We start from the raw sequence: 11,218 nt of genomic DNA on the forward strand, positions 1-11,218 counted from the left end.
ATGTTGCGAGTTTAAATATTTCGAGTTTAAAGTTGTCTAACTTAACCCGAAACCTGAAACCCGAAACCTGAAACCTGAATATGGATACCAAAGAACTCTTAAAAAAAGTACGGAAAATAGAAATCAAAACCCGAAGATTGAGCGATCACATCTTTTCGGGCGAATACCATACATCTTTTAAAGGTCGGGGAATGACTTTTTCGGAAGTGCGACAATACCAATATGGCGACGATATTCGAGCCATTGATTGGAATGTTACGGCACGATACAATGAAGCACACGTAAAAGTTTTTGAAGAAGAACGAGAATTGACCATGATGCTTATGGTGGATATTTCTGGTTCAGAAAGTTTTGGAACAAAAAACCAACTCAAGAGTGAAATTGTAACTGAAATTGCTGCAACAATGGCATTTTCGGCTACACAAAACAATGATAAAATAGGGCTGATTTTGTTTACAGATGAAATAGAATTGTATATACCACCAAAAAAAGGAAAGCCTCACGTGTTGAGAATTATTCGAGAACTTATAGAATTTAAACCAAAAAGTAATAAAACAGATATTTCGCAAGCCTTGAAATTTTTGTCGGGAACTCAAAAAAAGAAAGCTATTGTTTTTATAATTTCAGATTTTATTGCTGATGATGATTACGAAAAAACATTAAAAATTGCTTCCAAAAAACACGATATTACTGGCGTTCGCGTGTATGATATTCGGGAAGAAAAAATGACAACTATTGGTCTTGTAGCAATGCAAGATGCAGAAACTGGAGAAACACAATGGGTAAACACCAACTCAAAAACGGTTCGTTTGCAATATGAGAGATATTATAATGACAAAGTTACTTTCTTTAAGGATATTTTCTCAAAATGTGGCTCAGGCATTGTGAATACTAGAGTTGATGAAAGTTATGTGACAAAATTATTAGGCTATTTTAAATCGAGATAAATGGGTTTAACCACAAAGGTCACTATGGAAAAGCACAAAGAACACAACGTTTTGTGAACTTAGCGAAAACCTTTGAGCACTTTGTGGTTAAAAATTCTGTAGGATTGGTGGTTAGAAAAAATTAAAATGAAATTAAAATTATACATATTATTACTTATTACAACTTCACTTTTTGCACAAAAAGTCGAAACATCCATTGATACTACCAAAAATAAAATTGGAGCACAGTTCACTTTAACACTTAAAACGAAAGTAAAACCAACAACGATAGTTGTTTTTCCAAAAGCAACAAATTTTGGCGCATTGGAAGTAATCGAATCTTATCCAATCGATACCATAAAAGAAAATGATAGACTTCAATTAATAAAAAAATACGGACTGACTCAATTTGATTCAGGAAAATATACAATTCCTAGAATTCCGGTTTTAATTGATAAAAAACCAATTTTTTCAGATAGCTTGCTGGTTGAGGTAAATAATGTGAAAGTTGATACTCTCAAACAAAAATTATTTGATATCAAACCCATTATTCAAGTTGAAAAACCAATAGGAAATTGGTGGAAATACCTACTTGCTGGAATCGGAATTATTGGAATGGTTTTTCTAGGGTATTTTCTTTTTAAGAAATACAGAAAAAAACCTGTTAAAGAAATTGTATACAGTTCACCAATTGAGAAAGCCACAAGTTTATTGCAATTACTAGAAAAAAAGGAGTTACTTCAAAAAGGTGAAATCAAAGAATATTATTCGGAACTCACAGATATTGCAAGGGATTATATTGAAGAAGCTATCGAAATTCCCGCAAAAGAAAGTACAACCTCAGAACTTATTTTAGGACTCAGAGCTGCATCGACAAAAAAGAAAATGAAGCTTTCAAAAGAAATATTAATAAGTTTAGAAAAAGTTTTAAAACAAGCCGATTTGGTAAAATTTGCCAAATCAAAACCCCAAGATTTTGAAATTGCCAATGATCGTGAAGTCATTGAAAATACTATCGTTACATTGGATAAATCAATTCCTGTTACAGTCGATGAAACCAGTACAAAAGCAGAAATTTTAAAACAGCAATTAAGAATTAAAAAAGAAAAACGCAAAAAAGTTATTGCTATTGCAGGAATTTCAGTTTTTTTAGTTGTTGGTGCTTTAACTTTTTTAATTGTTACAAAAGGTATTGATTTTATTAAAAATGGATTTGTAGGCTATTCAACCACAGAATTATTAGAAGGAGATTGGATAAAAAGTGACTATGGAGATCCAAGTATTTCAATTGAAACACCAAAGGTTTTAACTAGGATGGATGTGGAAAAAACAGCTGCAAAAAATGGAATGGCACTCATAAAAGAAATGCAAATGTTCGGATATGGAAGCCTTATAGGTCAGTTTAACATCTCCGTGTCATCATTAAAATTCAAAAAAGAAACTAAAGTTGATTTGAGCCAAGCGCTGAATGGAACTGTCCAAATGTTAGAAGCGCAAGGATGTCAAAATATTTTTGCCAAAGAAGCAGAATTCTCAACAGAAAAAGGAATCAAAGGCATCAAAGGATATGGAAATTTTACATTCAACAATGAAAAAATGTATTACGAAATTATATTGTTTAGCCAAGACGGCGGTTTACAGCAAATCATGTTTGCCCACAAAGAAGGAGATGAAAATGCAGAAAAAATCTCTGAAAGAATGTTAAGCTCTATTGAATTACAAATAACCAATAAAAATGAGTAATATCACATTTGCAAATCCTGAATTTTTTTGGTTGTTCTTGCTAATACCTTTGGCTATAGTATGGTATTTTTTCAAAAAAAATGAAGAAAAACCCACACTTAAGATAAGTTCTTTGAAAGGATTTAAAGCAACTTCATCCCTTTTACCAAAATTAAAACCAATATTGTTTGTTTTTCGAATAGTGGCACTCAGTGCATTAATATTGGCCATGGCAAGACCACGAACTGTTGATGTGACTAACAAAAACAACATTACAAAAGGAATCGATATTGTAATTGCTTCCGATGTTTCTGGAAGTATGCTTGCCAAGGATTTGAAGCCTAACCGAATGGAAGCCCTAAAAGACGTAGCTGCCAATTTTGTGGAAGCCAGAGTAAACGACAGAATAGGAATTGTAGTTTATGCTGCTGAAGCTTATACAAAAACTCCCGTAACTAGTGATAAAGCAGTTGTTTTGGAAGCCATAAATAGCATACAATATGACAATGTATTGCAAGATGGAACAGCAATTGGAATGGGATTGGCAACAGCGGTGAATAGATTAAAAGACAGTAAAGCCAAAAGTAAAGTGATTATTTTAATGACAGATGGTGTGAACAATGCTGGTTTTCTAGAACCCATATCTGCAGCAGAAATAGCTGTCGAATATGGCATCAAAGTTTACACAATTGGAATTGGAACCAATGGAAATGCCATGTTTCCTTACGCCTATGCGCCAAATGGAAAAGGATTTTTATTCAAAATGATGCCGGTTCAAATTGATGAATTGTTAATGAAAGATATTGCTAAAAAAACGGGCGGAAAATATTTTAGAGCTCAAAACAATTCGAACTTAGAAAGTATTTATAAAGAAATTAATAAATTGGAAACCACAGAAGTAGAAGAATTAAAATTTGTTAATTACGATGAAAAATTTAGGCCTTTGGTTTTACTGGCTGGTTTGTTGTTGTTAATTGAAATTATTTTAAGGAATACTATTTTTAAATCATTTATTTAAACACAAAGTACACGAAAATTTTCACAAAGAGCACAAAGAAAAGCATAGAATTAAATATATGACAGAAAATGATATTTCAAGGGTAGTTTTTGAGAGTGCGCTTAAAGTTCATCAAGCGTTGGGTCCTGGTCTACTAGAAAGTGCATATGAAGAATGCTTATTTTATGAACTTAAAAAACATAATTTAAAAGTAGAAAAACAAAAACCTTTACCTTTAATTTATGAGGACGTAAAACTAGAGATTGGATATAGAATAGATATTATTGTTGAAGACAAATTTATTATCGAAATTAAATCAGTAGAAGCATTAACTGATGTACATTTAGCACAGTTACTCACTTATTTAAGATTGTCAAATTGCAAATTAGGATTATTAATTAACTTTAATGTAAGTTTATTGAAAAATGGTGTAAGAAGAGTGATAAATGGAACATTATAGTTTATTTACAAATAGCTTTTAAATTTTATAAATATCACTTTAAAAACATAAACAGCTTTATATAAAATTTGTGTTCTTAAAACATTTCTGTGAACTTAGTGAAAATCTTTGTGAACTTAGTGGTTAAAAAAACAATAATTATTTAAGTAAAATTTGTGTTCTTAAAACATTTCTGTGAACTTAGTGAAAATCTTTGTGAACTTAGTGGTTAAAAAATTAAACAATGTACGAATTAGACGAATCGAAATATTTCTACCTTTTATTACTCCTGCCTTTTTTGGTATTGCTTTTTTTTTATGTTCAATATTGGAAAATCAAATCTCAAAAAGCGTTTGGTGATTTAGAATTGGTAAAAAAATTAAGTCCTGAAAAATCAAGATTTAAACCCGCTTTAAAATTTATTTTGATTTTATTGGCATTTGGTATGATAATTTTAGCATTGGTCAATCCAAAAATTGGAACAAAAGTCGAAAAAGTAAAACGTGAAGGAATTGATATAGTTTTTGCAATTGATGTTTCTAAAAGTATGCTTGCAGAAGACATTGCGCCAAACCGATTGGAAAAGTCGAAACAAGTAGTTTCCCAAATTATCAACAATTTAGGAAGCGACAGAATAGGAATTATAGCATACGCAGGGAGTGCATTTCCAGTTTTGCCCATTACAACAGATTATAATGTGGCAAAAATGTATTTACAAAGCATGAATCAAGGCATGATATCTTCTCAAGGAAGTAATCTTGATGAAGCCATTAAATTATCAAAAACATATTTTGAAGGAAGTCCAAACACAAGTAAAGTAATGATTTTAGTTTCTGATGGTGAAGACCATTCGGAAGGAGCGGAAGATGCAGCAGAAGAAGCTAAAAAAATTGGAATGAAAATTATTACTATCGGAATTGGAACTACTGCTGGCGGACCCATTCCAAATAAGCGAAACGGTGTTATAGAAAGTTTCCATCGAGACAGAAGTACAGGTGAAGTGGTCGTGACTAAATTGAGACCCGAAGGACTCGAAGCCATAGCAAAAGCTGCAAAAGGAGGCTATGTTAATGGTTCAAACACCAAACAAGTAGTGGAATTTATCAAAAAATCGCTTAACAATATTCAAAAAACCGAATTTGAAGCTACAGAAACTGCCAATTTTCAATCGCAATTTCAATGGTTTTTAGGATTTGGATTTTTTCTATTATTGCTAGATGTTTTTTTATTAGAAAGAAAAACAAAATGGGTACAAAAAATGGATTTGTTTAATGAGAAAAAACATTAACCACTAAGTCACCAAGAATGCACAAAGAACACAGAGCTTTGTCAACACAAAATAAGGAGTTAAACTTTGTGAGCTTAGTGAAAACCTTGTGAACTTAGTGTTTAAAAAAATGAATATGAAAAACATACTTTTATATCTTACCTTACTATTTTCTGTGACTATGTTTTCACAGAAGAAAGACTTTAATTTGCCCGAAGGCAATGACCATTTCTCTAAAAAAGAATATGCTCAAGCGGAAGCAAATTACAGAATTTCTAAAGCAAATAACAGCAAAAGAGCTACGGCTTCCTATAATTTAGGCAATGCAATTTACAAACAAAAACAACCAAGTGAAGCAAAATATGCCTTTGCAAAAGCAATTGAAAACGCCAAAGGAAAAGCCCAAAAACATTCGGCATTACATAATATTGGAAACGTGTTCATGGTAGAAAAAGAATATGGAAAAGCAGTTGAAGCTTACAAAAATTCATTAAGAAACAATCCAAACGATGAACAAACACGATATAATTTTGCATTAGCTAAAAAAATGCAAAAAGAAAATCCTCCAAAAAAGAACGACAAAAAAGACGATAAAAAAGACAAGGATAAAGATAAAAAGGAAGAGCCAAAAGACGATAAAAAAGATAAGCCAAAAGATGGCGACGACAAGAAAGATGATAAAGGTAAACCAAAAGAAGACAAACCAAAACCAGAACCACAAAAAAACGGAGCAGATAAAGAACGAATGAAAAATCTTCTTGATGCTGTTAATAACGAAGAAAAAAAGGTTCAAGACAAAGTAAAAGGAAAAAAAGTACAAGGAAAACCTACCGATAATGAAAAAGATTGGTAATTTAAATAATATGATAAAATTAGAATAAACAAGGATTACTCAAAAAAATGAAGAAATACATAATTATACTATTATTAACCATTCAAGGTGCTTTTGCTCAAGTGCAATTTGTGGCGCAAGTCAGCAAAAACAGCATTGGAATAAATGAGCGGTTGCGAATAGATTTTGCAATGAATGAAGATGGGGATAATTTTATTCCACCTTCATTTGAAGGATTCAAAATAGTTGGTGGCCCAAGTCAATCTGTAAGTTACCAATGGGTAAACGGCAAAAAATCGTTTGAAAAAACATATTCTTATTATTTAATTCCTCTAAAAAAAGGGGTTTTCACCATCAAACAATCCTCTATTGAAATTGCTGGTCAAGTTTATAAAACCAATCCGATAAAAATTATCGTAGGAAATGCAGTAGCCGAAGAACGCGATCCTTATGATCCTTACGCAAACAATCCATATTACCAACAACAAAGACAGCAGCAACAGCAACAACAGCAGGCTCAAACTAGTTTAGGAAAAGAAGGCGTCCATTTGGTTGCCGAAATCTCAAATCCAAATCCTTATTTGAATGAACCTATTACCGTAGTTTATAAAATCTATGTAAGCAATAGATCTGGAGTGAGAAGTTGGAATCAGATAGCCAATCCAAAATATTCAAATTTTTGGAGTCAAAATATCGACATTAAACAATTAAGTATTCAACAAGGAAAATTCAAAGGCGAAGATTACAGATATGCCATTCTAAGAAAAACTGTTTTGTATCCGCAAAAATCTGGAAAGCTGGAAATTGCTCCACTATCATTGGATATTGAAGTGGAAATTCCAACTGGTGAAGTTGATTTTTTTGGAAGACAACAAATGACTATTGGCACCAAAAGGGTTTCCGCTGGAGCCAAAACAATCAATGTAAAACCTTTGCCAGAAACTGGAAAACCTTCAGATTTTTCTGGAGCTGTAGGTAATTTTGATTTTAAAGTTGTGCCTTCAAAAACCAAACTAAAGAATGGAGAATCGTTGGATTTAAATGTAATAGTTTCTGGAAAAGGAAACCTTAAATTATTTACACTTCCAAAACCAGTTGTGCCAAGCTCGCTTGAGATGTATGATCCAGTTCACAAAGAAAATGTTACTACGCCACTTACGGGAATGACGGGCAGTATTTCTGATGTATATACTGTAATTCCACAGTTCAAAGGAAGCTATCCAATTCAATCCATTGAATTTTCCTATTTTGATTTGGGAACCAAAACCTACAAAACAATTACTTCACAACCAATAAATATTGAAGTGCTGGACGGCCCAACTGCTACAGGAAATGATGCGGTTTCAAGAAATAATACCAATAAAACAAAAGTATCAGAAAACAATACTTTTGCGTTTATAAAATTAAATACATCATTGTCATCACTTAAAACATCTCCTTTTTTAGGTTCAATATTATTTTATGTGTTATTGATGTTGCCTTTTTTAATAATTCCACTTATTATGGCAATTAAAAAGAAAAAAGAAGCCATTGATGGCGATGTAGTAGGAAACAGAATTAAATTATCCAATAAACTAGCAAAAAAATATTTATCGGAAGCAAAAAATCAACTTGAAAACAAAGAACAGTTTTATATTGCACTTGAAAAAGCCTTGCATAATTTCTTGAAAGCCAAACTACATATAGAAACAACCGATATGAGTAAGGATAAAATAACCGAAATACTGTTGAAAAAAAATGCAAATGTAGAATCGGTGAAAAGCTTTATCAATCTAACAGAAAATTGCGAATTTGCTCGTTATGCTCCATCAACAAGTGTTTCGATTCAACAAGATTTTGACAAAGCGGTCAGTATAATTTCTGAATTAGAAAAACAAATTTCATAAAAAATGAAGCAGTTAGTATTTATATTTCTAATAATTACCCAATCCATTTTGGCACAAACTTCTTTTGATAAAGGAAATAATTTATATCAAAAAGGCAAGTACAATGAAGCCATTATTGCCTATGAAAGTATTTTAAAATCAGGTCAAGAATCTGCCGAATTGTATTTTAATTTGGGCAATTGCTACTATAAATTAAATAAAGTGGCACCTGCAATTTACAACTTTGAAAAATCGTTGCTACTCAATCCAACAGATAATGAAATTAAAAACAACCTAGCTTTTGCACAAAAAACAACGATTGATGAAATTATAGAAGCACCAAAAGTTGGATTCTCCAAAATAATTCAAGATTTTACTTCTATTTTTCATTATGATGTTTGGGCTTGGATTTGCATTTTTCTAGCTACGCTTTTTTTACTGTGTTTTCTCGGCTACTATTTTTCAAATACAACTATATTAAAAAGAGTATTTTTTACTTCATTGGTTTTTGTTTTATTGTTTTTGGTAGGCGGCTTTTTTGCGGCTTTTTATGAAAAAAATATCGATGACAAAGAAAGACCAGCCATCGTTTTTGCCGAAGTTGTTTCAATAAAAAGTGAGCCAAAATCTACTTCGGAAGAAGTATTTGTACTTCATGCTGGAACAAAGGTTCTTGTTTTGGAAAGTTTGAATAATTATAAAAAAATACAATTAGCCGATTTAAAAGAAGGTTGGATAGAAAAAAATGCAATTAAAGAGTTGAAATAGTGATTAGTGATTAGCTTTTAAATTATTTATTACTAATCAGAAACTCAATTCTAATAACTAATGACTAATCACTAATTACTCTTTTTAAAATCATTATACCATTTTTCTAAACTTGGGTAAATAAATTTTGAAACTTCTTGTATTGGATTATAAAACATGGATTTATCAAGCGTTTCTTGTTTTACAATAAAATTATTCACATTAATTTTTTGAAAAATATTAAATATAATACTCAACATTAAAATAGTTTTTAAAACACTAAACGCTGCACCGCCCAATTTGTTCAACCATCCCAAGTAAGCAAAATCTGCAATTCCAGTAAAAAATTTTGCCAAAAGATGAATGCCTACTACTACTATCAAAAAAGTCAATGCGAAAGCGATAACTTCTATATATTTAGATGACCATGAAACTGAATCTATTAGAATATTTTTCACCAAATAAGAGAATTTTATAGCCATGTATATTCCAAGTATAAGTGAAATTAAAGAAGCTAATTCTACAAAAAGACCATTTTTAATTCCTTTATACAATGCAAAAACCAACATTACACCCAAAACAATATCCAAAAAACTCATGATTTTCTTAATTTAATTTTAAAAAACAAATATAGAAGAATAATCTATTTTCTACTTCTTATATTTGCGGATAATTATGATTTGTGTTTTTAGAATAAATCTGAAATCTGAAATCTGAAATCTAAAATCTAAATGTCACGCGATATACAACTCAAAGAACGCTGGGAACAGCTTGTAGATAAACTTTCCAATCAATTTTCACAAGGCGAAGATCTTGACCTTGATGCTATTATTTATTTAATTGGTGTCCAAGAATTAGGAAAATTTCATGAAACCTATAAAAAAGACGAAAAATTAAATTTAATGCACATAGCCATTTGTCGATTGCTCGAACCCTATGGTTACTATGAATTCGAGTTTTTTGATCATGATGGTTGGCCACATTATAAAGTCAGAGAAGAATTGCCGCCACTTAAAGCTGGAGAACAATCGGTGCTCATGAAAGAAGCCATTGTGAATTATTTTTTGGAGAAAAAATTGATTGAGTAACAAAAATTCTCATCTTCCATCTTCCATCTTCCAACTTTTGCTTAAATTTGCACCTTTACTTTTACAACAATGACAGACAAGATTAGAGAATATATAGCCGAAGCCAAAGCTTTTTCAACACAAAATAAAGAAAAACTTGAAGAATTTAGAATCAAATTTTTAGGTAACAAAGGTTTGGTAAAAGATATTTTTGCCGAATTTAAAAATGTACCAAACGACCAGAAAAAAGAGTTTGGACAAGTCATCAATTTACTTAAAACCATAGCTGAAGAAAAAGTCAAAGCCATTCAAGACGAATTAGAAAGCAAAGAAGAAATTAAAGGCATTTATGGCGATCTATCTCGTCCTGCCGAACCTTTCAAAATAGGTTCCCGTCACCCAATATCGTTGGTAAAAAATCAAATTATAGATATTTTTTCTAATATTGGCTTCAATGTTTCCGAAGGTCCAGAAATCGAAGACGATTGGCACAATTTCACCGCATTAAACTTGCCAGAATACCATCCGGCGAGAGATATGCAGGACACATTTTTCATACAAACAAATCCCGATATTTTGTTACGAACGCACACCTCATCGGTTCAAGTTCGCTACATGGAAAACAACAAACCGCCTATCAGAACTATTTCGCCAGGACGCGTTTTCAGGAATGAAGCCGTTTCGTCGCGTTCGCATTGTATTTTCCATCAAGTTGAAGGATTGTATATCGACAAAGACGTTTCCTTTGCAGATTTGAAGCAAACATTGCTTTATTTTACCAAAGAAATGTTCGGGAAATCAAAAATACGATTGCGTCCTTCTTATTTTCCATTTACAGAACCAAGCGCCGAAGTCGATATTTATTGGGGTTTAAAAACCGAAACCGATTACCGAATCACCAAAGGAACTGGCTGGTTAGAAATTATGGGTTGTGGCATGGTAGATCCAAATGTTTTGAAAAATTGCGACATCAATCCGGATGAATACAATGGATTTGCTTTCGGAATGGGCATTGAACGTATTGCAATGTTGCTGTACCAAATTGGCGATATTCGTATGTTTTACGAAAACGATGTGCGGTTTTTGGAGCAGTTCAAATCAAACATTTAAAAATGTCAATCTGAGCTTGTCAAAGAAATGTCAATCTGAGCTTATCAAAGAAATGTCAATCTGAGCTTGTCGAAGATTAGTAGCCATTTCCAGCTATTCACTACAAGCTTTTTCAAGAAACACTATTTTTCTATACAAAAAACGAACTTCCGTTGGTCGTTGTTTTTTATCAAGAAAAATTAGAGTTTCTTATCAAAAGGCTTTTCGTTTCTATCTGGGCTAGGCATTATGATAAATTCAACCGAG

General features: G+C 31.8%; 11 protein-coding genes. 10 read left to right on the forward strand and 1 reads right to left on the reverse strand.

Annotated elements, in window-relative coordinates; all coding sequences use genetic code 11:
* Nucleotides 1–80: 80 nt before the first annotated feature.
* The 8 genes from RMN92_RS04595 (at nucleotide 81) to RMN92_RS04630 (ending at nucleotide 8,816) form a co-directional block, all read left to right on the forward strand.
* Complete coding sequence (locus RMN92_RS04595; protein WP_309608289.1) at nucleotides 81–947, forward strand: DUF58 domain-containing protein; 867 nt, start codon at nucleotides 81–83, stop codon at nucleotides 945–947.
* Nucleotides 948–1,073: 126 nt separating this feature from the next.
* The gene (locus RMN92_RS04600) at nucleotides 1,074–2,669 is read left to right on the forward strand and encodes a hypothetical protein (RefSeq protein WP_309608290.1); all 1,596 of its coding nucleotides are present in this window, start codon (nucleotides 1,074–1,076) and stop codon (nucleotides 2,667–2,669) included.
* Nucleotides 2,662–3,666, forward strand: coding sequence for a VWA domain-containing protein (locus RMN92_RS04605; protein WP_309608291.1), 1,005 nt, complete (start codon nucleotides 2,662–2,664; stop codon nucleotides 3,664–3,666). Before RMN92_RS04600 ends, RMN92_RS04605 begins: the two co-directional genes overlap by 8 nt.
* A 58-nt stretch (nucleotides 3,667–3,724) precedes the next feature.
* Complete coding sequence (locus RMN92_RS04610; protein ID WP_309608292.1) at nucleotides 3,725–4,105, forward strand: GxxExxY protein; 381 nt, start codon at nucleotides 3,725–3,727, stop codon at nucleotides 4,103–4,105.
* 223 nt (nucleotides 4,106–4,328) lie between these two features.
* Complete coding sequence (locus RMN92_RS04615; RefSeq protein ID WP_309608293.1) at nucleotides 4,329–5,372, forward strand: VWA domain-containing protein; 1,044 nt, start codon at nucleotides 4,329–4,331, stop codon at nucleotides 5,370–5,372.
* A 115-nt stretch (nucleotides 5,373–5,487) separates the two neighbouring features.
* Entirely contained in the window at nucleotides 5,488–6,204 is a 717-nt protein-coding gene (locus tag RMN92_RS04620) for a tetratricopeptide repeat protein (protein WP_309608294.1), read from the forward strand.
* A gap of 47 nt (nucleotides 6,205–6,251) precedes the next feature.
* Nucleotides 6,252–8,069 carry a BatD family protein gene (locus tag RMN92_RS04625; protein ID WP_309608295.1) on the forward strand — a complete coding sequence of 606 codons (1,818 nt, stop codon included), beginning with the start codon at nucleotides 6,252–6,254 and terminating at the stop codon, nucleotides 8,067–8,069.
* 3 nt (nucleotides 8,070–8,072) lie between these two features.
* A complete protein-coding gene (locus RMN92_RS04630) occupies nucleotides 8,073–8,816 on the forward strand; it encodes a tetratricopeptide repeat protein (protein ID WP_309608296.1) in 744 nt (247 codons plus the stop codon).
* A gap of 71 nt (nucleotides 8,817–8,887) precedes the next feature.
* On the opposite strand, the gene RMN92_RS04635 is transcribed toward RMN92_RS04630, so the two are convergent.
* The gene (locus RMN92_RS04635) at nucleotides 8,888–9,394 is read right to left on the reverse strand and encodes a CvpA family protein (protein WP_309608297.1); all 507 of its coding nucleotides are present in this window, start codon (nucleotides 9,392–9,394) and stop codon (nucleotides 8,888–8,890) included.
* Nucleotides 9,395–9,526: 132 nt separating this feature from the next.
* Between RMN92_RS04635 and RMN92_RS04640 the strand changes: the two genes are divergently transcribed.
* Both RMN92_RS04640 and pheS read left to right on the forward strand, forming a co-directional pair.
* Entirely contained in the window at nucleotides 9,527–9,883 is a 357-nt protein-coding gene (locus tag RMN92_RS04640) for a hypothetical protein (RefSeq protein ID WP_309608298.1), read from the forward strand.
* Between the two features lie 69 nt (nucleotides 9,884–9,952).
* On the forward strand, nucleotides 9,953–10,972 hold the full coding sequence (gene pheS, locus RMN92_RS04645; RefSeq protein ID WP_309608299.1) for a phenylalanine--tRNA ligase subunit alpha: 1,020 nt from the start codon (nucleotides 9,953–9,955) through the stop codon (nucleotides 10,970–10,972).
* The last annotated feature ends 246 nt before the right edge of the window (nucleotides 10,973–11,218 follow it).

Origin of the sequence: Flavobacterium sp., assembly GCF_031363805.1 — a bacterium.
GTDB lineage: Bacteria > Bacteroidota > Bacteroidia > Flavobacteriales > Flavobacteriaceae > Flavobacterium.

Coding starts and splice junctions, on each gene's coding strand:
- RMN92_RS04595 (WP_309608289.1), top strand. CDS start 81: ATGGATACCAAAGAACTCTTAAAAAAAGTACGGAAAATAGAAATCAAA.
- RMN92_RS04600 (WP_309608290.1), top strand. CDS start 1,074: ATGAAATTAAAATTATACATATTATTACTTATTACAACTTCACTTTTT.
- RMN92_RS04605 (WP_309608291.1), top strand. CDS start 2,662: ATGAGTAATATCACATTTGCAAATCCTGAATTTTTTTGGTTGTTCTTG.
- RMN92_RS04610 (WP_309608292.1), top strand. CDS start 3,725: ATGACAGAAAATGATATTTCAAGGGTAGTTTTTGAGAGTGCGCTTAAA.
- RMN92_RS04615 (WP_309608293.1), top strand. CDS start 4,329: ATGTACGAATTAGACGAATCGAAATATTTCTACCTTTTATTACTCCTG.
- RMN92_RS04620 (WP_309608294.1), top strand. CDS start 5,488: ATGAAAAACATACTTTTATATCTTACCTTACTATTTTCTGTGACTATG.
- RMN92_RS04625 (WP_309608295.1), top strand. CDS start 6,252: ATGAAGAAATACATAATTATACTATTATTAACCATTCAAGGTGCTTTT.
- RMN92_RS04630 (WP_309608296.1), top strand. CDS start 8,073: ATGAAGCAGTTAGTATTTATATTTCTAATAATTACCCAATCCATTTTG.
- RMN92_RS04635 (WP_309608297.1), bottom strand. CDS start 9,394: ATGAGTTTTTTGGATATTGTTTTGGGTGTAATGTTGGTTTTTGCATTG.
- RMN92_RS04640 (WP_309608298.1), top strand. CDS start 9,527: ATGTCACGCGATATACAACTCAAAGAACGCTGGGAACAGCTTGTAGAT.
- pheS (WP_309608299.1), top strand. CDS start 9,953: ATGACAGACAAGATTAGAGAATATATAGCCGAAGCCAAAGCTTTTTCA.